This is a genomic window from Streptomyces sp. JB150 (assembly GCF_011193355.1).
Taxonomy (GTDB): Bacteria; Actinomycetota; Actinomycetes; order Streptomycetales; family Streptomycetaceae; genus Streptomyces.
Genome location: NZ_CP049780.1, coordinates 7,046,191 through 7,069,788, shown reverse-complemented (window position 1 = coordinate 7,069,788; position 23,598 = coordinate 7,046,191). Strand labels below are relative to the sequence as shown.

General features: G+C 72.9%; 26 protein-coding genes. 12 read left to right on the top strand and 14 right to left on the bottom strand.

Annotated features, from left to right (window positions below):
• Nucleotides 1-46: 46 nt before the first annotated feature.
• Together G7Z13_RS32175 and G7Z13_RS32170 are read left to right on the top strand one after the other, a co-directional pair.
• A complete protein-coding gene (locus tag G7Z13_RS32175) occupies nucleotides 47-2,434 on the top strand; it encodes a SpoIIE family protein phosphatase (RefSeq protein ID WP_166004139.1) in 2,388 nt (795 codons plus the stop codon).
• A 94-nt stretch (nucleotides 2,435-2,528) separates the two neighbouring features.
• A complete protein-coding gene (locus G7Z13_RS32170) occupies nucleotides 2,529-3,119 on the top strand; it encodes a DUF4232 domain-containing protein (protein ID WP_166004136.1) in 591 nt (196 codons plus the stop codon).
• Nucleotides 3,120-3,126: 7 nt separating this feature from the next.
• On the opposite strand, the gene G7Z13_RS32165 is transcribed toward G7Z13_RS32170, so the two are convergent.
• The 3 genes from G7Z13_RS32165 to G7Z13_RS32155 are packed head-to-tail and all read right to left on the bottom strand — an operon-like array spanning nucleotide 3,127 to nucleotide 5,150.
• Nucleotides 3,127-4,095, bottom strand: coding sequence for an aldo/keto reductase (locus G7Z13_RS32165; protein WP_166004135.1), 969 nt, complete (start codon nucleotides 4,093-4,095; stop codon nucleotides 3,127-3,129).
• Between the two features lie 29 nt (nucleotides 4,096-4,124).
• On the bottom strand, nucleotides 4,125-4,655 hold the full coding sequence (locus G7Z13_RS32160; RefSeq protein ID WP_166004133.1) for a flavoprotein: 531 nt from the start codon (nucleotides 4,653-4,655) through the stop codon (nucleotides 4,125-4,127).
• A 36-nt stretch (nucleotides 4,656-4,691) separates the two neighbouring features.
• Nucleotides 4,692-5,150 carry a nuclear transport factor 2 family protein gene (locus G7Z13_RS32155; protein ID WP_166004131.1) on the bottom strand — a complete coding sequence of 153 codons (459 nt, stop codon included), beginning with the start codon at nucleotides 5,148-5,150 and terminating at the stop codon, nucleotides 4,692-4,694.
• 120 nt (nucleotides 5,151-5,270) lie between these two features.
• Here G7Z13_RS32155 and G7Z13_RS32150 point away from each other — a divergent pair, with 120 nt between their 5' ends.
• Entirely contained in the window at nucleotides 5,271-5,840 is a 570-nt protein-coding gene (locus tag G7Z13_RS32150) for a TetR/AcrR family transcriptional regulator (protein WP_166004130.1), read from the top strand.
• A gap of 134 nt (nucleotides 5,841-5,974) precedes the next feature.
• A complete protein-coding gene (locus G7Z13_RS32145) occupies nucleotides 5,975-6,418 on the top strand; it encodes a nitroreductase family deazaflavin-dependent oxidoreductase (protein WP_166004128.1) in 444 nt (147 codons plus the stop codon).
• Nucleotides 6,419-6,494: 76 nt separating this feature from the next.
• On the opposite strand, the gene G7Z13_RS32140 is transcribed toward G7Z13_RS32145, so the two are convergent.
• Complete coding sequence (locus G7Z13_RS32140) at nucleotides 6,495-7,466, bottom strand: cation diffusion facilitator family transporter (protein WP_240926553.1); 972 nt, start codon at nucleotides 7,464-7,466, stop codon at nucleotides 6,495-6,497.
• A gap of 322 nt (nucleotides 7,467-7,788) precedes the next feature.
• On the opposite strand from G7Z13_RS32140, the gene G7Z13_RS32135 reads away from it, so the two are divergent.
• Both G7Z13_RS32135 and G7Z13_RS32130 read left to right on the top strand, forming a co-directional pair.
• Nucleotides 7,789-8,808 carry a glutathione S-transferase C-terminal domain-containing protein gene (locus tag G7Z13_RS32135; RefSeq protein WP_166004126.1) on the top strand — a complete coding sequence of 340 codons (1,020 nt, stop codon included), beginning with the start codon at nucleotides 7,789-7,791 and terminating at the stop codon, nucleotides 8,806-8,808.
• 24 nt (nucleotides 8,809-8,832) lie between these two features.
• Complete coding sequence (locus G7Z13_RS32130; RefSeq protein ID WP_166004124.1) at nucleotides 8,833-9,135, top strand: DUF4235 domain-containing protein; 303 nt, start codon at nucleotides 8,833-8,835, stop codon at nucleotides 9,133-9,135.
• 81 nt (nucleotides 9,136-9,216) lie between these two features.
• On the opposite strand, the gene G7Z13_RS32125 is transcribed toward G7Z13_RS32130, so the two are convergent.
• The gene (locus G7Z13_RS32125; RefSeq protein ID WP_166004122.1) at nucleotides 9,217-9,609 is read right to left on the bottom strand and encodes a VOC family protein; all 393 of its coding nucleotides are present in this window, start codon (nucleotides 9,607-9,609) and stop codon (nucleotides 9,217-9,219) included.
• A 326-nt stretch (nucleotides 9,610-9,935) separates the two neighbouring features.
• On the opposite strand from G7Z13_RS32125, the gene G7Z13_RS32120 reads away from it, so the two are divergent.
• Nucleotides 9,936-10,967 (top strand): 7-epi-alpha-eudesmol synthase, encoded by a 1,032-nt coding sequence (locus G7Z13_RS32120; protein ID WP_166004120.1) that lies wholly within the window; start codon nucleotides 9,936-9,938, stop codon nucleotides 10,965-10,967.
• A gap of 221 nt (nucleotides 10,968-11,188) precedes the next feature.
• Here the strand turns inward: G7Z13_RS32120 and G7Z13_RS32115 are convergent, their stop codons facing one another.
• The 6 genes from G7Z13_RS32115 to G7Z13_RS32090 all read right to left on the bottom strand — a co-directional run bounded on the left by G7Z13_RS32115 (nucleotide 11,189) and on the right by G7Z13_RS32090 (nucleotide 16,927).
• A complete protein-coding gene (locus G7Z13_RS32115) occupies nucleotides 11,189-12,439 on the bottom strand; it encodes a cytochrome P450 (protein WP_166004118.1) in 1,251 nt (416 codons plus the stop codon).
• Nucleotides 12,436-13,041: an ATP/GTP-binding protein gene (locus G7Z13_RS32110; RefSeq protein ID WP_166004116.1), complete on the bottom strand. Its 606-nt coding sequence runs from the start codon at nucleotides 13,039-13,041 to the stop codon at nucleotides 12,436-12,438. The genes G7Z13_RS32115 and G7Z13_RS32110 overlap by 4 nt, the downstream gene beginning before the upstream one ends.
• Nucleotides 13,022-13,432 carry a DUF742 domain-containing protein gene (locus tag G7Z13_RS32105; protein ID WP_166004114.1) on the bottom strand — a complete coding sequence of 137 codons (411 nt, stop codon included), beginning with the start codon at nucleotides 13,430-13,432 and terminating at the stop codon, nucleotides 13,022-13,024. The genes G7Z13_RS32110 and G7Z13_RS32105 overlap by 20 nt, the downstream gene beginning before the upstream one ends.
• Nucleotides 13,429-13,839: a roadblock/LC7 domain-containing protein gene (locus tag G7Z13_RS32100; RefSeq protein WP_166004112.1), complete on the bottom strand. Its 411-nt coding sequence runs from the start codon at nucleotides 13,837-13,839 to the stop codon at nucleotides 13,429-13,431. The genes G7Z13_RS32105 and G7Z13_RS32100 overlap by 4 nt, the downstream gene beginning before the upstream one ends.
• 5 nt (nucleotides 13,840-13,844) lie before the next feature.
• Complete coding sequence (locus tag G7Z13_RS32095; protein WP_166004110.1) at nucleotides 13,845-15,701, bottom strand: ATP-binding protein; 1,857 nt, start codon at nucleotides 15,699-15,701, stop codon at nucleotides 13,845-13,847.
• 266 nt (nucleotides 15,702-15,967) lie between these two features.
• Complete coding sequence (locus tag G7Z13_RS32090) at nucleotides 15,968-16,927, bottom strand: helix-turn-helix domain-containing protein (RefSeq protein ID WP_166004109.1); 960 nt, start codon at nucleotides 16,925-16,927, stop codon at nucleotides 15,968-15,970.
• Nucleotides 16,928-17,011: 84 nt separating this feature from the next.
• Here G7Z13_RS32090 and G7Z13_RS32085 point away from each other — a divergent pair, with 84 nt between their 5' ends.
• The 5 genes from G7Z13_RS32085 to G7Z13_RS32065 all read left to right on the top strand — a co-directional run bounded on the left by G7Z13_RS32085 (nucleotide 17,012) and on the right by G7Z13_RS32065 (nucleotide 21,350).
• Complete coding sequence (locus G7Z13_RS32085; protein ID WP_166004107.1) at nucleotides 17,012-17,962, top strand: NADP-dependent oxidoreductase; 951 nt, start codon at nucleotides 17,012-17,014, stop codon at nucleotides 17,960-17,962.
• A 158-nt stretch (nucleotides 17,963-18,120) separates the two neighbouring features.
• Complete coding sequence (locus G7Z13_RS32080; RefSeq protein WP_166004106.1) at nucleotides 18,121-18,519, top strand: anti-sigma factor antagonist; 399 nt, start codon at nucleotides 18,121-18,123, stop codon at nucleotides 18,517-18,519.
• Nucleotides 18,520-18,613: 94 nt separating this feature from the next.
• A complete protein-coding gene (locus G7Z13_RS32075; protein ID WP_166004104.1) occupies nucleotides 18,614-19,264 on the top strand; it encodes a DUF4230 domain-containing protein in 651 nt (216 codons plus the stop codon).
• 72 nt (nucleotides 19,265-19,336) lie between these two features.
• Nucleotides 19,337-19,978 (top strand): VanZ family protein, encoded by a 642-nt coding sequence (locus G7Z13_RS32070; RefSeq protein WP_166004102.1) that lies wholly within the window; start codon nucleotides 19,337-19,339, stop codon nucleotides 19,976-19,978.
• A gap of 112 nt (nucleotides 19,979-20,090) precedes the next feature.
• Nucleotides 20,091-21,350 (top strand): glycoside hydrolase family 16 protein, encoded by a 1,260-nt coding sequence (locus tag G7Z13_RS32065; protein ID WP_166004101.1) that lies wholly within the window; start codon nucleotides 20,091-20,093, stop codon nucleotides 21,348-21,350.
• Between the two features lie 9 nt (nucleotides 21,351-21,359).
• Here G7Z13_RS32065 and G7Z13_RS32060 read toward each other — a convergent pair whose 3' ends face one another.
• From G7Z13_RS32060 to G7Z13_RS32050, 3 genes are read right to left on the bottom strand one after another with little or no spacing between them, the layout of a single operon-like run.
• Entirely contained in the window at nucleotides 21,360-21,596 is a 237-nt protein-coding gene (locus tag G7Z13_RS32060; RefSeq protein ID WP_166004099.1) for a hypothetical protein, read from the bottom strand.
• Nucleotides 21,597-21,639: 43 nt separating this feature from the next.
• Nucleotides 21,640-22,659, bottom strand: a complete 1,020-nt coding sequence (locus G7Z13_RS32055) for a DNA topoisomerase IB (protein WP_166004098.1) — start codon at nucleotides 22,657-22,659, stop codon at nucleotides 21,640-21,642.
• A 4-nt stretch (nucleotides 22,660-22,663) separates the two neighbouring features.
• Complete coding sequence (locus tag G7Z13_RS32050) at nucleotides 22,664-23,473, bottom strand: SDR family oxidoreductase (protein ID WP_166004096.1); 810 nt, start codon at nucleotides 23,471-23,473, stop codon at nucleotides 22,664-22,666.
• Between the last annotated feature and the right edge of the window lie 125 nt (nucleotides 23,474-23,598).

The following is a 23,598-nucleotide window of genomic DNA, read 5'->3' as shown; positions in this document are numbered from 1 at the left end:
ACTGACGCGCTTGTTGACAGTGAGTGTGCGCGATGGAGTGGCGACGATGAGCCCGGATTACCCGTTCGACGAGGCCGCGACGGCCCGGGCTGCCATCGACGCCGCCGGCACGCTGACCGAGTGGAGCGAGGGTGCGCGCCGGCTGCTCGGCTGGGCGGCCGACGAGGTCGTGGGCCGGCCCGGCGCCCGGCTCCTCGCCGGCCCCGTCCCCGAGGTGAGCGCCCCCCGCTGGCACGGCACGGTGGCCCTGTGTCACCGGGACGGGCACACGGTGACGGTATGGCTGCTCGCCCACCATCGCCGGCCGTCCGGGGACGGTCCCGGCGACTGGCTGGTGGTCACGCCGCTGGAGCACTCCCGCGCCCCCGGGAATCCGCTGGACGCGGCGGCACTCACCCAGTCCCCGTGTGCCGTCGCCCTCTACGACGACCGGCTGCGGCTGCACACCCAGAACGAGGCGATGGCGCGGGTGGTCGGCCTGCCCGAGGAGCGCATCCGGGGTCTCAGACACTCCGAGATCGGCGGCAAGCCGCAGAACGAGGAACTGGAACGGCATCTCCTCCAGGTGCTCACCACCGGACGGCCGCAGGACGTGCAGACGTATCTGCGGGCCGGCGGCGAGGACCGGGCGCACGCCTGGCTGGCCCGGATGGCGCCCGTCACCGACGCCGAGGGGCGGGTGCGGGGCGTGTGCATGGCGGCGCACGACATCACCGAGAACTACCAGGCCCGGCAGCGGCTGCATCTGGTGAACGAGGCCAGTGTGCGCATCGGCACCACCCTCGACGTCACCCGTACGGCGCAGGAGCTGGCCGACGTCTGCGTGCCCGCGCTCGCCGACTTCGTCAGCGTCGATCTGCTCGACCCGCCCGAGCACGGCGGCGAGCCCCCGGCGGCGGTCGCCGCACCGGTCGCGCTGCGCCGCGTCGCCCACCAGTCGGTCACCCCGGGCGGTCCGCAGGCGGTGGTCGGGCAGGGTGACGTCGAGTTCTATCCGGCCGCCTCCCCGCAGGCGGCCTCGCTGCTGGCGGGCCGTGCCGTGGTCGTGTCGGTGGCCGCGGGCGATCTGGAGGACTGGCTCGACCAGGACCGCACGCGCCGCGAACGGGTCCGGCAGCACGGCATCCACTCCGTGATGGTGGTGCCGATGCAGGCCCGGGGCACCACGCTCGGCGTCGCCGTCCTCAGCCGCGCGCGGCGGCGGGCGGACACGTTCACCGCGGACGACGTGCTGCTGGCCGAGGAGATCACCGCCCGCGCCGCGGTCTGCGTCGACAACGCCCGCCGCTACTCCCGCGAACGCGAGACCGCCCTCGCCCTCCAGCGCAGCCTGCTCCCCCGCTCCCTGCCGAGCACGGCAGCCCTGGAAGCGTCGTCGCGCTATCTGCCGGCCGCCCGGGCCGGGGTGGGCGGCGACTGGTTCGACGTGATCCCGCTGTCCGGGATGCGGGTCGCCATGGTCGTCGGGGACGTCGTCGGCCACGGCATCCAGGCCTCGGCCACCATGGGCCGGCTGCGCACCGCCGTGCGCACCCTCGCCGACATCGATCTCGCCCCCGACGAACTCCTCACCCACCTCGACGACCTGGTGGTGCGGCTGTCGCAGGAGTCCGGCGGCGAGGGCGGCAGCCCTGGTGAGCTGGGCGCCACCTGTCTGTACGCCGTGTACGACCCGGTGTCCCGGCGCTGCAGCATCGCGCGGGCCGGGCATCCGGCGCCGATCGTGGTGCCGCCGGGCGGTGTGCCCCGGGAGCTGGAGGTCCCCGCCGGTCCGGCGCTGGGGCTGGGCGGACTGCCCTTCGAGGCGGCGGAGCTGTATCTGCACGAGGGCACGCTGCTGTCCTTCTTCACCAACGGCCTGGTCGAGAGCCCGGAACGGGACGTGGGGATCGGCCACCGGCTGCTGCGCGAGGCGCTGGCCGCGAGTGCCGGCCCGGCCGGGCCGGACTCGCTGGACGAGACGTGCGACCGGATCCTGCGCGCCCTGCTGCCGGCCGGGGGCTCCAGCGACGACGTGGCGCTGCTGCTGGCCCGTACCCACGGGCTGCCCGCCTCCCAGGTGGCCACCTGGGACATCCCCGCCGATCCGGCCCTGGTCGCGCCGATCCGCAAGCAGGTCGTCGAGCAGCTGAGCACCTGGGGGCTCACGGACGCCTCCTTCACCACCGAGCTGGTGGTGAGCGAGCTGGTCACCAACGCGATCCGGTACGGCTCGCACCCGATCCGGCTCCGGCTGATCCACGACGCGGACACGCTGATCTGCGAGGTCTCCGACACCAGCCACACCGCGCCGCATCTGCGCCGCGCCAAGACCTGGGACGAGGGCGGCCGGGGACTGCTCCTCGTCGCCCAGCTCACCCAGCGCTGGGGCAGCCGGCACACCCCCGAGGGCAAGACGATCTGGGCGGAGATGGCGCTCGTCGAGGAGGAGTGACGCGGAGGCGGGCGAGCCGAGGGGCGAGGCGGGCCGGGGTCGAGGGCCGAGGCGGGCCGGGCATCCCCGGTACGGGACGGGGCACCAGCTGTCCATGGTCTTGCTCCCCTCGCCCTCCCGTCCCCCGGCGTTCGTCGTCACCGTCTGCGCGCTCGGTCTGCTGACCGCCTGTGGCGACGGCGGTACGGCGGGCGCGGCCGGCGCGGCGGCCCGAGCACCGGCCGCTTCCGCGAGCCCTTCGCCGGCCACCGCCTCCTCCCCCGCCGCCGGCCGCTGCCGCACCCCCGACGTGCGCGCCTCCATCGGCCGTGACGACCCCGGCGCGGGCCAGGAGAACCACCCGATCCTCCTGACCAACACGTCGTCGCGCACCTGCACGCTCCACGGCTACCCGGGCGCCGCCTTCGCCGACGCCTCCGGCCGGCAGCTGGGCCCCGACCCGCGGCGCCGGCCCGAGTCTTTGGCCCGGCTCCGCCTGGCGCCGGGCGGCAGCGCCTGGGCCGGACTGTCGTACGCCGATCCCCGGGTCAGCGGGGCCCGTACGGCCCTCCCCGCGGTCCTGCTGGTCACGCCGCCCGGCGAGCGGCGGCCGCTGCGGGTGCCGTGGAGCGCGGGCGAGGTGCCGGTGGGCGGGAGCGAGTCGGCGGTGACCGTGACGGTGCTGCGGGCGGGGGACGTGACCTGAGGGTGCGTCAGTGTCCGGAGACCGGGTGCGGGGTGTAGGGGCGCTCCAGTTCCTCGATCTCCTTGTCGGTCAGCTCCAGTTCGACCGCGGCCACGGCGTCCTCGATGTGGTGCGGTTTGGAAGCGCCGATGACCGGCGCCGCCACGGTGTCCTGGTGCAGCAGCCAGGCGAGCGCCACCTGAGCGCGCGGGACGCCGCGTTCGGCGGCGATCCGGGAGACGGCGTCCACGATGGCGTGGTCACCCTCCTGGTAGAGGGTGCTGCCGAAGTCGTCACGCGCGCTGCGCTCGGTGACCGTGCCCCAGTCGCGGGTCAGACGGCCGCGGGCGAGCGGGCTCCAGGGCAGGACGCCGACGCCCTGGTCCGCGCAGAGCGGCAGCATCTCGCGCTCCTCCTCGCGGTAGAGGAGGTTGTAGTGGTTCTGCATGGACACGAACCGGGTCCAGCCGTGCTTCTCGGCCGTGTACTGCATCTTCGAGAACTGCCAGGCGTACATCGAACTGGCCCCGAGATAGCGGACCTTGCCGGCCTTCACGAGGTCGTGCAGCGCCTCCATCGTCTCCTCGACGGGAGTGTCCGGGTCGAAGCGGTGGATCTGGTAGAGGTCGACGTAGTCGGTGCCGAGGCGGCGCAGGCTGTGGTCGATCTCCGTCATGATCGCCTTGCGGGACAGGCCGGCGCCGTTGGGACCGGGCCGCATCCGGCCGTGCACCTTGGTGGCCAGCACGATCTCGTCACGGCGGGCGAAGTCGCGCAGCGCCCGGCCGACGATCTCCTCGCTGGTGCCGTCGGAGTACACGTTGGCGGTGTCGAAGAAGGTGATGCCGGCTTCCAGCGCCTGCCGGATGAGCGGCCGGGAGGCGCCCTCGTCCAGGGTCCACTCGTGCACCCCGCGGTCGGGAAGGCCGTACGTCATGCAGCCCAGACAGATCCGCGACACGTCGAGGCCGGTCGAACCGAGCTTCACATACTGCATCGTCACTGCTCCCGCCGTCGGTAGGGGTTTCAGGGGAGCGTACGACGCCGGGCGGTGACGAGGTCCAGGGCCTGCTCCCAGGGGAAGGCGGCCGGGTCCTCGCCGGAGTACGGCTCGCCGAAGCGGACGCCCATGGCGCGCAGCCGGGCGAGGCTGTCCCGGTAGGCGGGGTGGGCGGCCAGGGCGTCGGCGACGCAGGGCAGGGCGGCGACGGGGACGCCGAGCCCCGAGGCCTCGCAGAGGGTGGCCACGGCGAGGGTGTCGGCCAGTCCCGCCGCCCACTTGTTGAGCGTGTTGAAGGTGGCCGGGGCGGCCACCACCGCGTCCGGCGGCGGGAAGGGCCGGGGCTCGCCCGGGGTGCGCCAGGCGGAGCGGACGGGGCGGCCCGTGAGGGTTTCGACGGCGGCGCTGTCGAAGAAGCCGTTCATCGCGACGGGGGTGGCGATGGCGCCCACCTCCCAGCCGCGCTCACGGGCGGCGGTGATCAGTGTGCCGACGTCCGCGGCGACACCGGCCGCGCAGACGACGACGTAGAGGAAGGGTGTCCCGGCCTGTGGCATCACCCGGGCACCTTACTGAAGAGCCGTGCGGGCACCTCATCGCAGGGGGATGGTCAGTCCGCGTTCGGCCTCCGGGCGGGGTCCGGTGATGCGCCGCTGTTCCTCCTCGATGGGCACGTCGTCGATGCTCGCCTCGCGCCGGGTCATCAGGCCGCGCTCGTCGAACTCCCACAGTTCGTTGCCGTACGACCGCCACCACCGGCCGTCGGCGTCCCGGCACTCGTACTGGAAGCGGACCGCGATGCGGTTGCCGTCGTACGCCCACAGGTCCTTGCGCAGCGCGTAGTCCCGCTCCCGTGCCCACTTGGCGGTCAGGAACGCGACGATCGCGGCGCGGCCGGTGAGGAAGGTGTCGCGGTTGCGCCACTCCGAGTCCTCGGAGTAGGCGAGTGCCACCCGGTGCGGATCCCGGGTGTTCCAGGCGTCCTCGGCGGCCTGCACCTTCCGGGCCGCGGTCTCGCGGGTGAAGGGCGGCAGGGGCGGGCGCGCGGTCATGCTTCCTCCTGGGGAGCGGCAGACGGGCGGACGGGGCGGAGAACGATCATTCTCCGCCGGGCTGCTACCGTAGGAGAACGCTCGTTCTCACGTCAAGGACAGGGAGACGGACGGCAGTTGATGGACAGCGCGGTCGCCCGGGAGCGGGCCTTGGACGCGGCGGAGCGCCTCTTCTACGGGCGGGGCGTGCGGTCGGTCGGCATGGACGAGATCCGCAGCGCCTCGGGGCTCTCGCTCAAGCGGCTGTACCAGCTGTTCCCGGCCAAGGAACAGCTGGTCGAGGCGTATCTGGAGCGGCGTGACGCCCACTGGCGCGGGCGGCTGGCCGCGCGGGTCGCGGACCACGAGGACCCGCGGCGGCGGATCCTCGCGGTGTTCGACTGGCTGGAGGAGTGGTTCGCCGAGCCCGGCTTCCGCGGCTGCGCGTGGATCAACGCCCACGGCGAGCTGGGGGCGACCTCGGAGGGGGTGGCGCAGCGGGTGCGGGCGCACAAGGAGGCGTTCCGGGAGGACCTCGCCCGGCTGGTCGCGGACGCGGGGCTGCCCGCCGCCCTCACCGCGCCGCTGTTCCTGCTCGCCGAGGGCGCCATGGTCACGGCGGGCATCACCGCGACCACCGCCCCGGCCGCCGAGGCGCGGGAGGCGGCACGGCTGCTCCTCGACACCGCCCCGGCGTCTGAAGGGCCGTGACCCCGCGGCCGGCCGGTGATCAGCCATTCGGGTGATGAGCCGGATGATCCGGGACGGCGGCGGTGTTGCAGGCGATGTAAACCGAACCGGCCGCCGAGCGGGCGGCCGGGCAACTCGACGATGGGACGGATGACATGCCTCTCGAGGGCGAGTACGAACCCAGCCCGACGCAGTGGGTACGCGAGCAGGTGGAGCTGTACGAGAGCTCCGGCGGCACCCGCGGCACGACCCTCCAGGACACCGGGATGCCCGTCGTGCTGCTGATCACGCGGGGCGCCAAGAGCGGCAAGATCCGCAAGGTTCCGCTGATGCGCGTCGAGCACGAGGGACGCTACGCCGTCGTCGCCTCCCAGGGCGGCGCGCCCAAGCACCCGTACTGGTACCACAACCTCAAGGCCGACCCGCACGTGGAGCTGCGGGACGGGCCGGTCACGCAGGACATGACGGCCCGCGAGGTCACCGGCGCCGAGAAGGCCGAGTGGTGGGAGCGGGCGGTCGCGGCGTACCCGCCGTACGCCGACTACCAGCGCAAGACCGACCGCGAGATCCCGGTGTTCGTCCTGGAGCCGGCCGGCTGAGCGGACCGCTCCGGCAGCGCCCGGAAACTCCCGGTGCCCGGCACGCATGAAGCGGCACGGACCGGGCACCCGCGTCTCAGGCCCCGCCGCGTTCCCCCGTCGCGGCGGGGCTTTCCCGTGCCTCGTCGGCCGGCCGGCCGGTCACGTTCTCGTGCGCCGGCCGGTCGATCACGTTCTCGTGGGCCAGCCGGTCGGTCACGTCGAGGAAGATCTGCTCCGCCTCGGGGACGGTACGGGCGATCGACCGCTTGATGCGCACCGCGACCTCCTCCACCCGTTCGCTGTCCAGTCCGGGCACCAGGTCGACGCGCGCGGCGACCAGCAGCGAGTCGATGCCCGTCTTCATGGTGAACAGCGCCTCCACGCTGTCTATCTCCGGCTGGGCCCGCAGCAGGGCGCGGATGCGGCCGCCGGCCTCCGGGTCGGCGGCCTCCCCGATCAGCTGGTCGCGGGCCTCGCGGCCCAGCCGGTAGGCGACGTAGACCAGCAGGGCGCCGATGGCGAGCGAGGCGGACGCCTCCCACACCACCTGGCCGGTGGCCATGTGCAGCGCCATCCCGGCGAGGGCGAGACAGACACCGACGACCGCGGTGCCGTCCTCGGCGACGACCGTGCGCAGCGCCGGGTCGCGCAGTCCCTCGGAGACGCCCTGCCGGCGCAGCTGGTGCAGCGCCCGCAGCAGGGAGCCGCCCTCGGCGAGCAGGGACACCCCGAGGACGACCAGGCCGGCGATGTAGCCGCCGAAGCTCTCCTGGGTGTCCCGGGTCAGCGCTTCGATGCCCTGGTAGAAGGAGAAGCAGCCGCCCATGACGAAGATTCCGACGGCGGCGAGCAGCGACCAGAAGAACCGTTCCTTGCCGTAGCCGAAGGGGTGGCGCCGGTCGGCGGGGCGGCGGCTGCGGCGCAGCGCGGCCAGGAGGAAGACCTCGTTCATGCTGTCGGCGACCGAGTGCGCGGCCTCGGAGAGCAGGGCCGGCGAGTTCGCGATCAGACCGCCGACGGTCTTGGCGAGCGCGATCACCAGGTTGGCCGCGAGCGCCACCAGCACGGTGACGCGGGTCTTGCGGTCCTCCTCCTGCTGCTCCTTCTGCCTCCGCCCCCGCCGGCGTGCCGCCTCCCGCTCCTCGCGCGCCGGCTCCCGCTCGTCGCGCGCCGGCTCCGGTGTCTCCTGCACGGCCGGCCGCCTCCCCTCCCCCAGCGAGCCCTGGTCGCTGTGTTTCGTCCTTCGCTTCACGTCCGCGTTCGAGGATGTCCCGCTCACCTTTCGGCGGATGCCCGGGGCGGCGCGGATCACACCGTGCGGACGGCCGGATCGGGGGAACTCGGGGACGCGTCGGGAGTGAACCGCGCGTGGAAGGGAGCGCAGGCGGATGAGCGGCGCGGATGACGGCAACAGTGCCTACGGCCGGCGGTCGTTCGAGCGGTCGAAGGCCCATTTCACCGACCGGATCACCGCGGACGGCCGGGACGGCTGGCCGGTGGCGGCCGGCCGTTACCGGCTGGTGGTCAGCCGCGCCTGTCCGTGGGCGAGCCGGGCGGTGATCGCGCGCCGGCTGCTGGGCCTGGAGGCGTCGGTGTCGCTGGCGATCACGGACCCGGTCCAGGACGACCGCAGCTGGCGGTTCTCGCTGGACCCGGACGGCCGCGATCCGGTGCTCGGCATCCGCTACCTCAGCGAGGCCTACGACCGGCGGGAGACCGGTTACCCGGGCGGTGTCAGCGTCCCGGCGATCGTCGACATCCCGACCGGGAAGCTCGTCACCAACGACTACGAGCGGATCACCCTCGACTTCGCCACCGAGTGGACGGCCCTGCACCGGGAAGGCGCACCGCAACTGTATCCGGAGCGTTCGCGGGACGAGATCGACGAGGTGATGACGGACGTCTACGAGGACGTCAACAACGGTGTGTACCGGGCGGGTTTCGCGACCCGGCAGGCGGAGTACGAGGCCGCCTGCTCCGCCGTGTTCCGGCGGCTGGAGTCGCTGGCCGAGCGGCTGGCGCGGCAGCGGTACCTCGTCGGCGACACGATCACCGAGGCGGACATCCGGCTGTTCACCACCCTGGTGCGGTTCGACGCGGTCTACCACGGTCACTTCAAGTGCAACCGCTGGAAGCTGTCGGAGAACCCGGTGCTGTGGGCTTATGCCCGCGATCTGTTCCAGACGCCCGGATTCGGGGACACGGTCGACTTCGACCACATCAAGCGGCACTACTACCAGGTGCACACCGGGATCAACCCGACCCGGATCGTGCCTCTGGGGCCCGATCTGTCCGGCTGGCTGACGGCTCATCACCGCGAGGAGCTGGGCGGGCGGCCGTTCGGTAACGGGGTGCCGCCCGGCCCGGTGCGGGCCGGCGAGGAGGTGCCGGCCGCCGGCCGGCCCTGATGCAACGAGAGCGAGGAGACGTACGTGGCCAAGAGCAAGAAGCGGAAACTGCCCGCCGCCTACCAGCCGGTGGGCTGGCTGCTGGGCTGGTCGGGCGGTGCGTTGGCGGGCCTGGCCTTCCGCAAGGTGTGGATGGCGATCCGGGACGAGGAGGACGCGCCGGACGCGCTGGACCCGGACCGCGGCTGGGGCGAGATCCTGCTCGCCGCCGCGGTGCAGGGCGCCATCTTCGCGGTCGTGCGCAGCGCGGTCGACCGCGCCGGGGCGAAGGCCATCGAGCGCAAGACGGGAGTGTGGCCGGCGGCGGGCCCGGGCGGCCGGGACTGAACCGGGCGGCGCGCACACGAGGGTACCCGGGCCGGCAGCCGGCCCGGGTACCCTCGTCAGTCCTGTGGCGTCCTGTGCGTCTCAGCCCTGCTTGGGCGCCGAGGGGGTGGCGCCGCGCAGGGTGAACGAGTGTCCCGCGGGATCGGCGTAGCCACGGGACTCGAAGGAACCGGACGGGTCCTTGGCGTCGGTCGGCCGGCCGCCGAGGGAGACGACGCGGCGTTCGGCCGCGTCCAGGTCGTCGACCACGAACTCCAGATGGGCCTGGAGGGAGTTCTCCGGGCGCGGCCAGCTCGGCGGGGTGGCGTTCATGTCACGGCGGAACGCCAGCCGGGTGCCGTCGGGGCTGCGGATCTCGACCCGGTTGGCGGTGGCCTCGGTCTCCTCCGCTTCCAGCAACTCCTTGTAGAACGTGGCGAGTTTTTCGGGCTCGGCACAGTCGAGCACCACGACGCCCGCCTTCACCAGTGGCATGTCTCCTCCGCAGGGTCCGGGGCGGAGCGGTCCGCCCCGCGCCCCTTTTCCTTGCGGTTATCCCGCCGGCGGGGATTCAGTCGGCCCGCGGCCGGGCGGGCGGAGGGCCGGGATGGGCGCGCGAGTATACGCAGCTCAACGGGCTTGATCAGTAACGGAGATCACGGACGCGCCCGGTGTAGATCATTTACGGTCGGGGCAGCCTCAGACCGCTTCTCGGTTCAACTTTCGGACCGGGAAACCTCGTTCGAGTGCACGGGCGGCGGCGCGGCCACCCGTTCGCATGGGGTGGGGGGCTCCGTACTCCGTCTCCCGAAAGGAAGCACATGCCTCAGGACGTCCGGTTCGATCTGCCCTTCACCACCCCGGTCAGCCCGCATCTGGAGTACGCCCGCGAGCGCCATCTGCGCTGGGTGCGCGAGACGGGGCTGGTGCGCAGCCAGGCGGGGTTCGAGGAGTACGCGTCGTGGGATCTGGCGCAGGCCGCGGCCCGCACCTATCCGTACGCCTCGGCGGACGACCTCGTCATGCTGATGAACTGGTTCTCGCTGGCCTTCCTCTTCGACGACCAGTTCGACGCGGCGCAGCCGGACCGGGCCGACCGGGTCGCGGAGGTGGCGCGGGAGCTGATCGTGACGCCGCTGCGTCCGGCGGGCACCCGGCCGCGGGTGGTGTGCCCGATCACCGTGGCGTGGGCGGAGGTGTGGGAACACCTCTCGGATGGCATGTCCCTGACATGGCAGTCGCGGTTCGCCGCCTCATGGGGGCGGTTCCTGGTCGCCCACTGCGAGGAGGTCGACCTGGCCGCGCAGGGCCTCGCGGGCAGCCTGTGCCTGCCCGAGTACGCCGCGTTCCGGCGCCGTACCGTCGGCATCCACCACAGCATCGACGCCGGTGAGCGAAGCCGGCGCTTCGAGGTGCCCCCGCAGGTGATGGCTCATCCGCTGATGGAACGGATGCGGGACCTCGCCGCCGACACCATCGGGTTCATGAACGACATCCACTCCTTCGAGCGCGAGCGCCGGCGCGGCGACGGTCACAACCTCATAGCCGTCCTGCACCGCGAGCGGGCCTGCTCCTGGGAGGCGGCCGCCGCCGAGGCGTACCGCATGACCAGCGCCTGCCTGGCCGAGTACCTGGAGCTGGAGGCCCGCGTCCCCGCGATGTGCGACGAACTCGGCCTCGACGCCGACGAGCGCGCCCGGGTGCGGATGGGCGTCGAGGCCATCCAGCACTGGATCAACGGCAACTACGAGTGGGCCCTGACCACCGGCCGCTACGCGGCGGCCAAGGAGGGTCCCGTCGCCGCGGCGGAACTGTCCGGCCGGGGCTCGGTGGACGACCTGCTGACCGTCTGACCGCCGGGGTGTGCCCGGCGGGGCACACCCCTCGGCCGGCCGTACCGGGCGGACGGCCCGTACTGCCGTCACGGGCGCGGCGGCCGTCCGGTCCCTCACCGGACCGGCGGCCGTCCTGCCCATCACCGGACCGGCGGCCGTCCGGTCGGCCATGGGCCCGACAGCCAACTAGTCGACCACCGGCCCGGCGGTCCGCCGGGCACCGGTCGTCACGCGGCGAATCACGCGGCGAACTCCACCGGCAGGCTGTCCAGGCGGGACTCCCAGGTCGACGCCGTGGAGGTCAGTTCCTCCGGCGGGACGGACAGGCGCAGGCCGGGCAGGCGGTGGAGCAGGGTGTCGACGGCGGTCTCGATGATGGCCTGGCCGATGTTCTGGCCGGGGCATTCGTGGGGGCCGGAGCTGAACGCCAGATGGGACTGGTTGCCCTGGACGGAGACGCCGGCGTCCGGGCGGATCTCCGGGTCCAGGTTGCCGGCCGCGAGGCCGAGGACCAGCAGGTCGCCCTCCTGGATGTGGTGACCGCCCAGCTCCAGGTCGGCGGCGGCGAAACGCCCCGGCATGACCGCGAGCGGCGGCGAGTTCCACATGACCTCCTCGACCACCGCCGAGATGTTCAGCTGACCGCTGGTCAGGCCGGAGAGCCGGGAGACGTCGGTGAGGATCAGCTGCAGCACCCGGGCCAGCAGGTTGCTGGTGGTCGTGTGCGCGGCGATCAGGACCAGACGCAGATGGCTGATCACCTCGTCGGTGTCCAGGCCGGCCGGGTGCTCCAGGAGCGCGGTGGTGAAGTCGGAGCCGGGCTCGGCCCGCTTGCGTTCGGCGAGTTCGCCGAGGATCTCCATGATCCGGTCGTTGTGCGCGACGGCTTCCTCGCCGCCCTTGAGCACCTGCGCGCAGGATTCCACCAGCCGCCGCCCCTCCCGCTCGGCCAGCCCGAGGATCCGGGTCAGCACGAGCATCGGCAGGTACTCGGCGTAGTCCGCCACCAGGTCGGCGCGCCCGGCGTCGGCGAACGCGTCGACCAGCTTGTTGGCGAAGTGCGTGGCGTGGCGGCGGATGCCGCGCGCGGCGGCGGCCTGGAGGCCGTCCGTCACGGCGCCGCGCAGCCGGCGGTGCGGTTCGCCGTCCTGGGAGACACAGTCGGGCCGCCAGGCGAGCATCGGCACCAGCGGCGAGGTCTCCTCGACCCGGCCCTCCCGCCAGTCCCGCCAGATCCGCGCGTCCCGGCTGAACTGCCAAGGGGTGTCCAGCACCCGCCGGTTGTCGCGGTAGCCCAGCACCAGCCAGGCGGGGACGTCCCCCTCCAGCAGGACCGGCGCGACCGGGCCGTGCTCCTCGCGCAGGCGTTCGTAGATCCCGACCGGGTCCGTCGCGGCCTCCGGCCCGTACAGCCGGGTGAGGTCGCCCCCGCCGTGGCCGACGGGGCAGCCGCGCGGGGTCTCGGTATCGCTTAACGTCTGGTCGTTCATCGGGACTCCAGTGCGACGGCGGAGCGTTCTTTCAGGTGACGTATGAGGGCGACCAGCACGTCACGGCTGGAGGCCCGGTCGCGGGCGTCGCAGGCCACGATCGGGATGTGCGGGGGGATGTCGAGGGCGTCCCTGATCTCCTCCAGGGGGTACTCCCGGGAGTCGGGGAAGATGTTCAAAGCGACGACGAAGGGCACGTTCTGCCGCTCCATCTCCTCGATCGCCCGGAAGCTGGAGGCGAGCCGGCGGGTGTCCACCAGGACGACCGCGCCGAGAGCTCCCTTGAACAGCCCGTTCCACAGGAACCAGAACCGTTCCTGTCCGGGCGTGCCGAACAGGTACAGCATCAGGCTGTCGTTGAGGCTGATCTTGCCGAAGTCCAGGCTGACGGTGGTCTCCGTCTTCTCGGTGACGCCGATGAGGTGGTCGTCGCCGGCGCTGGCCTGGGTCAGCGTCTCCTCGGTGGTGAGCGGCTTGATGTCGCTGACCGAGCGGACCAGGGTGGTCTTCCCGGTGCCGAACCCGCCGGCGATCATCACCTTCACCGAGCGGGTGCCCCCGGTCGCCGGGTCGCCGGGCCGGTCAAAGCCTTTCAAGTCCACTGAGTACCTCCTCCAGGAGCGCGAGGTCGGGCCCGCGACCGGCGTCGTGCGCCGGGATGGGGTCACGGGCGTCGACATGGCCTGCCTGCAGCAGGTCCGCCAGCAGCACCGCGAGAATGTTGAAGGGCAGCCCCAGATGGGCCCCGAGCTCGGCCACCGACAGCGGTTCGCGGCAGCGCCGCAGGATGTCGGCGTACTCGTGCTGCATGCCCGGGGCGGGGGCGGCGCGGGAGACGATGAGGGTCGCCACGTCGAGGCTCGACGCCGAACCGCCCGGTCCGCTGCGTCCCTTGGTGAGGACGTAATAGCGCTCGAGACCTTGGGGGTCCTTCCTGTTCGAGCGAAGCGGTGAGCTTGGGGGAGGATCGGCCGGCCGGCGGGGTCCACTCATCCAGAGTGCTCCTCCAGGCGCGGAGTGGTGCCGAGGAGTTCACCCATTCTGCGGGCCAGGTCCCTCATCTGGTGCCCGAGCAGCCCCTGGTCGAGGCCTTCGCGGGCGAGCACGCCGAGGTACGTCTCCACGCCCGCGCGGACCACGAAGAGGTGGCCGCCGTCGACCTCGATCATCGCCAGGCGCAGGTTCCCCGCGTACGTGGGGAACTGCTCGGCGACCGGCTGGGCGAGGGCCTGGAGGCCGGCGACCACGGCCGCGAAACGGTCCACGTCGTCGGGGTCTTCGGCGCCGTAGGAGGTGATGGCCTTGCCGTCGCTGGAGGCCACGAGGGCGAAACGGATCTCCTGGATGCTCTCCACCAGATCGCGGAGCGCCCAGCTCACGTCGGTTCCCTGTTGCGTCATGTGGACTAGTCGCTCTCTTCAGTGCGGTGCTCTGCGAAGTCGCGTCCGGCGGTGGGGACGCCGTCGGCGGCCGGGCCTTCGTCGGTGCCGGACATGCGGCCTTCGTTGGTGCCGGGCGTGCGGCCTTCCTCCGTGCCGGGCGTGCGGCCGGCCGTGGCGAAGGCGGCGAGGCCGGCGAAGGACGCGTCCGGCGGGACGGCGGTGACGGCCGTGTCCTGGGCCGGCTCGAGGCGTTCGGCCGGCTGGTGACGGGCGCTCTCGCCGCGCCTGCTGCGGCGGCGGGGAAGCCCGCCGGGGGTGGTGTCGACGGCGTCGGCGGCGGGGCCCGCGAGGGGCGCGATGACCGGGGCCGGGGCCGTGACGGTGCCCGTGGCCGTGCCCGTGACCGTGGCCGTGGCGGCCGCGGGGGCGGCGGGGGTGGCCGCCGGCAGCGGGCTGAAGTACTTGTGCGGGACCACGACGACCACCGAGGTACCCAGCCACGGCGAGTCGGCGAAGGTCACCCGGATGCCATAGCGGCGGGCGAGGATGCCGACGACCCGCAGGCCGATGTTGGCGTCCTCGGTGATGCCGCCGAGGCCGGGTCCGGCGGCGGTGCCGGCGAGGGCGTCCGCGGCCTCGCGCTTCTTCTCCTCGCTCAGGCCCTTGCCGGAGTCCTGGATCTCGATGCCGACACCGTTCGGGACCTCCTTGCCGGAGACGATGACCGGCTCGGTGGGCGGCGAGTAGCGGGTGGCGTTGTCCAGGAGGTGGGCGAAAATCAGGGTGAGGTGGTCCACCAGCCCGCCGTCGACGCCGAGTTCGGGCAGATGGCGTACGTCGACGCGGTGGAACTCCTTGATCCGGCCGATGCCGCCGCGGACCACGCTGAGCAGGCGCTGCGGCTCCTGCCACTGGCGTCCCGGGCGGTCGGAGCCGCCGAGCACGCCGATGCTGGCGGCGAGGCAGTCGGCGGGGCCGATCGCCTGGTCCAGCTCCATCAGGCCGCGTGCGACGGCCGGGAGTCGGCCGTGCTCGCCCTGCATCTCGTGCAGCCGGCCGCGCAGCTTGCTGGTGAGGACGTGGATGCGGTTGCCGATGCCGACGACGGCCTGTTCGGCGGCGGTGGAGCGGTTGAACTCCTCCTCGACGCCGATCAGCGCGGTGCGCAGGACCTTGCGGAGGTCGGCCTGGAGTTCCGGAGCGACCTCGGCGCACTGGTTCACCGAGGGCAGCAGGTCGTCGATGGCGTCGCCGGCGCGCAGCCGCCTCAGCGCGTCGGGCAGCTGCTCGTCGGCGAGTCGGGCCACGGCTTGCCGCTGGTGGGCGAGTCGCTCCTGCCAGAGGTCGTTCTGCTCGGCGAGCCGGGTCTCGTGGCTCTCGGCCTGTTCCGCGAGCCGGGTCTCGTAGGTCTCGGCCTGTTCGGCGAGGCGGGCCTCGTAGCCCTCCGACTGCTCGGCGAGCCGGGCCTCGTAGCCCTCCGACTGCTCGGCGAGCCGGGCCTCGTAGCCCTCGGCCTGATCGGCGAGGCGGGCCTCGTAGGTCTGGGACTGCTCGGCGAGCCGGGCCTCGTGGGCGGAGCGTTCGGCGGCGTGCTGGCGCTCCAGGCCGGCCACGTGCTGCTGCCACTGCTGGGAGTGCTCGGCCTGAGCGGTGCGGAACGCGCCCTCGGCGCTGCGCAGCCGGGTCTGGGTGCGCAGCAGCAGGCGTACGCAGACCGAGCTCGCCGCCGTCGCCGCGGCACCGGCGGCGGCCGCGGTTATGCGCTCGGAGCTCATGAACGTGGCGGCAACCGTCCCGCCTCCTAAGGCCAGTGGCATCAGCCACCAGCTGTACCAGGCGACAGGGGGCCGCGCCGCCGGCGGCGGAGTGGCAAGTTCCATCTGCATCCTTCGAAGCAACACGATCGAACAGGGGGGGGTGTGCATGGGGGACCGCACTCATGAGTACGCACCGCGAAGCCGACCCGTCGCGATTCGCGTCAACTCGCAGCGCCGGACGGGAGCTTATCTGGTTTCAACGCGAAAGGATCAACCTCACGGGCGCCGCGGAGGTGAGGGTTCCGTCACTCTCCGCCATGTCTGTTCACGTCGACAAGTGCCCTTGCCCACCTGCGGGGTTGCCGCCGCGGGCGCCGGCGCGGCGGGGGTCAGCGGGTCCGCTGGAAGGTCCTCCGGTAGGCCTGGGGCGAGACGCCGATGGCCGCGTGGAGGTGCTGGCGCAGGGACGCGCCGGTGGCGAAGCCGACGCGTCCGGCGATCTGGTCGACGGTGAGGTCGCTGGCCTCCAGCAGCTGCCGGGCGCGGGCGACGCGCTGCTGGACGATCCAGCGGCCGGGGCTGACGCCGACCTCGTCGTGGAAGCGGCGGGCGAAGGTGCGCAGGCTCATCCGGGCGTGCGCGGCGAGGTCGGAGAGGGTCAGCGGGTCGCCGAGGCGTTCCAGGGCCCAGGCGCGGGTGGCGGCGGTGCTCGCGGCACCGGCCTCGGGGACCGGCTGCTCGATGTACTGGGCCTGGCCGCCGTCGCGGAACGGCGGCACCACACAGCGCCGGGCGACGGTGTTGGCGAGGTGGCTGCCGTGGTCCTTGCGGATCAGGTGCAGACAGACGTCGACGCCCGAGGCGGCGCCGGCCGAGGTGAGGACCGGGTGGTCGTCGACGAAGAGCACGTCGGGGTCGAGTTCGATGTGCGGGTACCGGCGGCGGAAGTGGTCCGCGAGCTGCCAGTGGGTGGTGGCCCGGTGGCCGTCGAGGAGTCCGGCGGCGGCGAGCACGAAGGCGCCGGTGCAGATGGAGACCGTGCGGGTGCCTGGGCGGATGCGGGCCAGGGCCGCCCGTACCGCGTCGGGGAGGTCGGGGGTCAGCTCGGACGGTGAGACGGGGGCGATGACGACCGTGTCCGCTGCGTCCAGGGCGTCGGGGCCGTGCTGGACACCGATGGTGTAGTCGGCGTTCGTGCGCACCGGACCGCCGTCGGCGGAGCAGGTCAGCACCTCGTACCGGCCGTCGGCCGCGCCGAGGATGCGGCTCGGGATGCCCAGTTCGAAGGGGTAGACGCCGTCGAGGGCCAGGACCACGACGCGTTCGGGCCGCCGCCGTTCATCACGCATGACACGATCCTATGGCACGATCCTATCGAAGGGTGGCAATCTTGCCATTGCCGGGCGGTGAGGGGCCCGGCAGGCTGGTTGACCATGAGCGATGTGAACACGATGCGTGCCGTGAGCCAGGACGACCTCGGCGGTCCCGAGGTCCTGAAGGTCGTCGAGACAAGGCGGCCGGCCCCGCGGCCGAACGAGGTGCTGGTGCGGGTGCGCGCCGCGGGGGTCAACCCGACGGACTGGAAGCACCGGGCCAACGGGGGCTTCCTCGGCAAGCCGCCGTTCGTCCTCGGGTGGGACGTCTCCGGCGTGGTCGAGGCGACCGGGATCGGGGTCGCCGCCTTCCGGCCCGGCGACGAGGTTTTCGGCATGCTGCCGTATCCCTTCGGCCACGGCTCGCACGCCGAGTACGTCACCGTCCCGGCACGGGCCCTGGCGCCGAAGCCGGCGGCGATCGACCATGTGCGGGCGGGCGCGCTGCCGCTGGTGTCACTGACCGCGTGGCAGGCGCTGGTGGAGACGGCGGGGCTGCGGGCCGGGCAGCGGGTGCTGATCCACGCGGCGGCCGGCGGGGTCGGCCATGTGGCGGTGCAGATCGCCAAGGCGCGCGGGGCGTACGTGATCGGCACGGCGAGCGCGGGCAAGCACGGTTTCCTGCGGGAGCTGGGCGTGGACGAGGTGATCGACTACCGGGAGACGGACTTCGCCGAGGCGGTCGAGGACGTCGACGTGGTGCTGGACACGATCGGCGGCGACCACTCCGTGCGCTCGCTGCGCGTGCTGCGCAAGGGCGGACTGGTGGTGTCGATCCTGCCGGTGGGCTCGGACGAGCTGTACGAGGAGGCCGACCGGCTCGGGGTGCGGGCGGTGCGGATGCTGGTCGACGCCGACCGCGCCGGCATGCTGGAGATCGCGCGCCTGGTCGAGGAGGGGGCGCTGCGGCCGGCGATCGCGGACACGTTCCCGCTGGCCGAGGCCGCCGAGGCGCACCGGCGGGGCGAGACCGGGCGGACCGCCGGGAAGCTGGTGCTGGTCGTCGACTGAGGCCGCGCGACCCCCTTCGTTCAAGACACGAAAAAACTCGGTCGCAATTCACAGACATATGTCAATCGAACATGCTGAAATTCAGTCCGCGAGGGTAACTTGCAGGGCAGAGCGCGCAGTTGTGCGCTGACTCGGGGCTGGTTGGAGGCGATGTCGTCGTGCAGCAGGAGCCTGCACCGCTCTCCCGGTACCTGCGGGTGCGCCAGGACCGTGGCCACACGGTCCTGGAGTTCCGCGGGGAGATCGACATCGTCGCGGCCGAGGAGATCGCCCCGCGTCTGGACGAGGCCACGGCCCCGCCCGCCCCGCGGATCGTGATCGACCTCAGCCCGGTGGAGTTCTTCGACGCCTCCGGGCTGAGGCTGCTGTACCGGGCGCGCAGCCGGGTGCTCGCCCGCGACGGCCGGCTGTCGCTGGTCTGTGCGCACCCGCCGACGTTACGGGTGCTGCGCGTCACGGGCCTGACCCGGCTGCTGCCCCCGCTGCCGACCCTCCAGGCGGCGCTCGACGTCTCCCCCTTCCACCCCGCCCAGCCGCAGTCGCCGCCGCCCCTGTAAGGGACGTAGATCATCAACTCGGCGGTCTGAGAAAGGACGTGACGGGCAGTCGGAAGGGGAGGAAGGGCAGGGCCGAAGAAGGAGGGCCGTCGTCGTGGTGGTTTCCCTCGGGCGGGTGCCGGGCTGGGCGAAGGCCCTGGCGGCCGTCGCGCTGGTGCTCGTACTGCTGCTGGCCGGACTGCGGCTGAGCGTGCTGCCGGGCCTGAAGGACCTGTTCGGCACGGAGACGCGGGACCGCTCGGGCCCGGCGCTGCTGGAGTCGATCCGGGACATCAGCCGGTACGAGGCGGCCTCGGGGAACTTCCAGGTCGTGGTGGACCTGGAGAAGGACGCCAAGTACCTGCCGGACGCGGTGCGCGGCACCCGCACGCTCTACGTGGGCGCGGGCACCGTCGACGCCTACGTGGACCTCGGCAAGGCGGGCGAGGACGACGTGACGGTGAACGAGGACCGTACGGCGGCCACGCTGCGGCTGCCGCACGCGGCACTCGGCAAGCCGGCCCTCGACCCGGAACGCTCCTACGCGGTCTCCAAGCAGCGCGGACTGCTGGACCGGCTCGGCGACCTGTTCTCGGACAACCCCAACGGCGAACAGGCCGTGCAGCGGCTGGCGGTGCGGCACATCGGCGAGGCGGCCGAGGAGAGCGGGCTGACCGCGCGGGCCGAGAAGAACACCACCGACATGCTCCAAGGGCTCCTCGGGTCCCTGGGGTTCGAGCGGGTCCGTGTCGTCTACGGCGACTGACCCGCGGGTACGCGTCCCTTCCCCATCTCCAGGACAACAGCTGTCGACAGACGTCGAGGACCGGAGGGCCGGATGGCTTGGGCAGATTTGCGTTCCCTGAGGTCGTTTCTTCCGTCGGACTCCCCGCGCCCGTGGCGAACGCGCTCCCGTGCGAAGACCGCGGCGCGGATCCGGACGGAGACCCGGCCCGGGACGGGGCCGGAGGCGCGACCGGAGACCGGGCCGGAGGCGCGACCGGAGACCCGGCCGGAGCGGCCCCGGCGGCGGCTTCTTCCCGCGCTGGGCCGGGCGTTGGCGATGGCGTGCGCGTTCGTGCTCATGGTGGCGTTCTCGGTGGTGCTGGCCCGGCTCACGCTGGAGCCCTCCCCCGCCTCCGAGGCGCTGACCCACAGCAATCTGCGTCCGGGTGACTCGCTGCGCGCGTACTTCAACGAGTCCACGCCGCGCGACGCCGTCCGGCAGGTCGGCGGGAACCTGCTGCTCGGCGTGCCGTTCGGCGTGCTGGTACCGGTGCTGGCGCCGCGGGCGCGCGGCATCGTGCGGGTGCTGCTGCTGACCGCGCTGGTCATGCTGATGGTGGAGCTGGCGCAGGGCGCGGTGGTCACGGGCCGCGCGTTCGACATCGACGACGTCATCCTCAACACGACGGGCGCGCTGGTGGGGTATCTGCTGCTCGGGCGGCGGCTGGGCCGCGCGGTGCACGCCCGCCGCTGAGGGCCGCCCGGCCCGCGGGTCCGACTTCCGGTCTGTACCAATGCATTGACGGGGACTTAGCTCAGCTCTTAAATCAAGGGGATGCCCTTTCCCCCACATCGAAGGGACCCCCATGGCCACCCCACGTCTGCTCCGCAGATGCCTGCTGGGCGCGCTCTCCGCGCTGCTGGTCGCCTCCGCCGCGGTCACCCCCGCCCAGGCGGAACCCGCCGGCCGGGCGGAACCCGCCGCCGGGACCGGAGCCCAGGCGGTGACGTTCCTGGACACGTTCGACGGACCCGCGGGCGCGGCGGTCGACGGCTCCAAGTGGCAGACCGAGACCGGTGACAACGTCAACAACCACGAGCGGCAGTACTACACGGCCGGCACCCGCAACGCCGCCCTGGACGGTCAGGGCCACCTGGTGATCACCGCCCGCCGCGAGAACCCGGCGGGCTACCAGTGCTGGTACGGCAGCTGTCAGTACACCTCGGCCCGGCTGAACACCTCGGGCAAGTTCGCCGCCCAGTACGGGCACGTCGAGGCGCGGATGAAGATCCCGCGCGGGCAGGGCATGTGGCCGGCGTTCTGGATGCTCGGCACCGACCTCGGGCAGGTCGGCTGGCCGAACTCGGGCGAGATCGACGTCATGGAGAACGTCGGCTTCGAGCCGTCCACGGTCCACGGCACGATCCACGGCCCCGGCTACTCCGGCTCCGGCGGCATCGGCGCCGCCTATACCCTGCCGAACGGCCAGGCCTTCGCGGACGGCTTCCACACCTTCGCCGTGGACTGGGCGCCCGACTCGATCACCTGGTCCGTCGACGGGCAGGTCTACCAGCGGCGCACCCCGGCCGATCTCGGCGGCCGCCAGTGGGTGTTCAACAAGCCGTTCTTCCTGATCCTGAACCTGGCCGTGGGCGGCTACTGGCCCGGCGACCCGGACGGTTCCACCGTCTTCCCGCAGAGCCTGGTGGTGGACCACGTGTCGGTGACGACGAGCGACTCGCCGACCGGGGCGGCCATACGCGGACTGGCCGGCAAGTGCGTGGACGTCGCCGGCGCGAACACCGCCAACGGCACCCCCGTCCAGCTCTACGACTGCAACGGCACCGCCGCCCAGCGGTGGACGGTCGGCGCGGACGGCACCCTCCGCGCCCTCGGCAAGTGCCTCGACGTCGCCTCGGGCGGCACCGCCGACGGCACGCCGGTCCAGCTGTGGGACTGCAACGGCACCGCGGCCCAGCGGTGGGTCGTCACCGCCGCCCGGGACATCGTGAACCCGCAGGCGGACAAGTGCCTGGACGTCACCGGCAACAACTCGGCCAACGGCACCCGGCTGCAGATCTGGACGTGCACCGGGGGCGCCAACCAGAAGTGGACGGTCGGCTGACCGGCGGCGCTACCTGGTGGTCCAGGTGAACTTGTCGCCGCCCACCCAGCGCACCACGTCCGGGTCGTCCAGGTCGTGCACCGTGATGCCGAAGGCGGCGGCGGTCTCCAGGACGTCGGTGACGGTCCGGGCCTCACCGACGACCTGCCCGTCGATCTCCACGATGCGGAACGGCGGCCTGCCCGGCTGCACCCCGAGCACCATGATCCGCGGATGGGATATATGGGGACTCGCGATCTCGGTCATGCCTAAAGGGTAGGACGGTTCACGCCATCGGCATCCGGACACGTCACCCGGTGAGCAGGTCGAGGACCGCCGCCTCGACCGCTCCCTGGGTGGCGGGCCGGCCGAAGTCGCCGTGCTCGCCGAGCCGGCTGAGCGTGGGGGCGATGGTGTGGCCCTCCTCGAACCGTTCGAAGACCTTGGGGTCGATGTACGAGGCCCGGCAGACGGCCGGGGTGTTGCCCAGGTAGTGGCTGACCTCGCGGACGGCCCGCGCGATCTGCCGGCGCCGGGAGGCCGCGGTGGCGCGGCCGCCGCGGGCGGTGACGGCGACCGCGACGGCGGCCAGCACGGTGGCGTGCCAGGTGCGGAAGTCCTTGGCGGTGATCTCCGTGCCGGACAGCCGGCGCAGCGCCTCGTTCAGGTCGCTGCCGCGCAGATCGTGCCAGGCCCGGCCCTCCCAGTAGGCGAGCAGCCGTTCACCGCCGCGCCGGGGGCGGCGCAGAAGGGCGCGCACCACGGTGTGCGCCTGGTCGTCCACCAGGGCCCGCACCATCTCGACGCCACCCTTGGCGGGGAAGCAGAAGGCGATCTCGCCGCTCCCGCAGCGGACATGCTCGCGGAGCATCGTGGTCAGGCCGTAGGTCTCGCTCTGCCGGGTGTGCCGGTCGCTGCCGATGCGGAAGAACCCGAGGTCGAGCAGGCGCACCGCGCAGGCGGTGACGCGGGCCCGGCTCAGGCCCCGGCCGGACAGGTCCGCGGTGACCTGCGCGCGCAGCTCGGGCAGCGCGGCGGCGACCTGCCGTACGTGCTCGTGCTTGGCCTGCTCCTGCTGGGCGCGGAACTCCTCGTGGTACAGGTACTGGCGGCGGCCCGCGTCGTCGGTGCCGACGGCCTGGAGGTGGCCGTTGGGCCAGGGGCAGATCCACACGTCCCGCCAGGCCGGCGGGATGGTCAGGGCGCGGATCCGGGCCAGGTGCCGGGGGTCCGTGAGCGGCTTGCCGCGGCTGTCGAGGTAGCGGAAGCCGCGGCCGTGCCGGACCCGGGTGAACCCGGGCCGTTCGCAGGAGCTGGTACGCAGTCGCACGGTCTCAGGGCCGACGCCAGTCGTCGGCGGTCAGATGCGATCCGGCGTGCGGGCCCATGCGGAGCATGCCGCCGTCGACGGACCACGAGGCGCCGGTGACGTACGAGGCGTCGGGTCCGGCGAGGAAGGCGATGACGGCGGCGACCTCGCGGGCGTCGCCGGGCCGGCCGAGCGGGACGCCGGGGCGGCGCTCGGTGGTGACGTCGATGTCCTCCTGGCCGGTCATCGGCGTGGCGATCTCGCCGGGCGCGACGGCGTTGACGGTGATGCCGTGCTCGGCCAGTTCCAGCGCCATGACCTGGGTGAGCAGTCCGAGTCCGCCCTTGGCCGCGCAGTACGGGGCGGCGCCCACCCGCGGCTGGTGCTCGTGCACCGAGGTCACGTTGACGATACGGCCGCCGTCCCCCTGCCGGATCATGTGCCGGGCCGCCCGCTGACCGCACAGGAAGGGCCCCACCAGGTCGATGTCGAGGACCTGGCGGACGTCGGAGAGGGTCAGGTCGAGGAACGGGGTGGCGGTGCCCGTGCCGGCGTTGTTCACCAGCACGTCGAGGCGGCCGAGCCGGTCGGCGAGCTCGTCGATGGTGTCGGCGGCCTCGGGCAGCCGGGTGAGGTCCATGTGCGCCACCTCGGCCCGCCGCCCGTGGGCGCGGACCTCCTCGGCGGTCTCCTCGGCGCCCTTCGCATCGCCGTGCCAGGTGATGCCGATGTCCATGCCCGCCCGGGCCAGCCGTACGGCGGTGGCCCGGCCGATGCCGGAGTCGGCGCCGGTGATCACGGCGGCCCTGGGGTGCTGGGCGGTGGGGACGGACATCGCGGCCTCCTCGGGTGCGGGGACGTCGGCGCCCTGCGGATCTCGCCAGTACCCGGCGCGGGGGCGGGCAAACCGCGCGGCCCGTCGTGCGGGGCCCTCGGTGCTGGGGAACCCTGGAGGCCTGG

What these genes read in the sequence shown, in the direction of transcription:
- G7Z13_RS32120 (WP_166004120.1), top strand. Translation starts at nt 9,936, where the DNA reads ATGCCTCAGGACGTCCGGTTCGATCTGCCCTTCACCACCCCGGTCAGC.
- G7Z13_RS32070 (WP_166004102.1), top strand. Translation starts at nt 19,337, where the DNA reads ATGGCTTGGGCAGATTTGCGTTCCCTGAGGTCGTTTCTTCCGTCGGAC.
- G7Z13_RS32085 (WP_166004107.1), top strand. Translation starts at nt 17,012, where the DNA reads ATGAGCGATGTGAACACGATGCGTGCCGTGAGCCAGGACGACCTCGGC.
- G7Z13_RS32050 (WP_166004096.1), bottom strand. Translation starts at nt 23,473, where the DNA reads ATGTCCGTCCCCACCGCCCAGCACCCCAGGGCCGCCGTGATCACCGGC.
- G7Z13_RS32060 (WP_166004099.1), bottom strand. Translation starts at nt 21,596, where the DNA reads ATGACCGAGATCGCGAGTCCCCATATATCCCATCCGCGGATCATGGTG.
- G7Z13_RS32100 (WP_166004112.1), bottom strand. Translation starts at nt 13,839, where the DNA reads ATGACGCAACAGGGAACCGACGTGAGCTGGGCGCTCCGCGATCTGGTG.
- G7Z13_RS32160 (WP_166004133.1), bottom strand. Translation starts at nt 4,655, where the DNA reads ATGCCACAGGCCGGGACACCCTTCCTCTACGTCGTCGTCTGCGCGGCC.
- G7Z13_RS32145 (WP_166004128.1), top strand. Translation starts at nt 5,975, where the DNA reads ATGCCTCTCGAGGGCGAGTACGAACCCAGCCCGACGCAGTGGGTACGC.
- G7Z13_RS32115 (WP_166004118.1), bottom strand. Translation starts at nt 12,439, where the DNA reads ATGAACGACCAGACGTTAAGCGATACCGAGACCCCGCGCGGCTGCCCC.
- G7Z13_RS32155 (WP_166004131.1), bottom strand. Translation starts at nt 5,150, where the DNA reads ATGACCGCGCGCCCGCCCCTGCCGCCCTTCACCCGCGAGACCGCGGCC.
- G7Z13_RS32175 (WP_166004139.1), top strand. Translation starts at nt 47, where the DNA reads ATGAGCCCGGATTACCCGTTCGACGAGGCCGCGACGGCCCGGGCTGCC.
- G7Z13_RS32125 (WP_166004122.1), bottom strand. Translation starts at nt 9,609, where the DNA reads ATGCCACTGGTGAAGGCGGGCGTCGTGGTGCTCGACTGTGCCGAGCCC.
- G7Z13_RS32105 (WP_166004114.1), bottom strand. Translation starts at nt 13,432, where the DNA reads ATGAGTGGACCCCGCCGGCCGGCCGATCCTCCCCCAAGCTCACCGCTT.
- G7Z13_RS32090 (WP_166004109.1), bottom strand. Translation starts at nt 16,927, where the DNA reads ATGCGTGATGAACGGCGGCGGCCCGAACGCGTCGTGGTCCTGGCCCTC.
- G7Z13_RS32170 (WP_166004136.1), top strand. Translation starts at nt 2,529, where the DNA reads ATGGTCTTGCTCCCCTCGCCCTCCCGTCCCCCGGCGTTCGTCGTCACC.
- G7Z13_RS32135 (WP_166004126.1), top strand. Translation starts at nt 7,789, where the DNA reads ATGAGCGGCGCGGATGACGGCAACAGTGCCTACGGCCGGCGGTCGTTC.
- G7Z13_RS32165 (WP_166004135.1), bottom strand. Translation starts at nt 4,095, where the DNA reads ATGCAGTATGTGAAGCTCGGTTCGACCGGCCTCGACGTGTCGCGGATC.
- G7Z13_RS32150 (WP_166004130.1), top strand. Translation starts at nt 5,271, where the DNA reads ATGGACAGCGCGGTCGCCCGGGAGCGGGCCTTGGACGCGGCGGAGCGC.
- G7Z13_RS32095 (WP_166004110.1), bottom strand. Translation starts at nt 15,701, where the DNA reads ATGGAACTTGCCACTCCGCCGCCGGCGGCGCGGCCCCCTGTCGCCTGG.
- G7Z13_RS32065 (WP_166004101.1), top strand. Translation starts at nt 20,091, where the DNA reads ATGGCCACCCCACGTCTGCTCCGCAGATGCCTGCTGGGCGCGCTCTCC.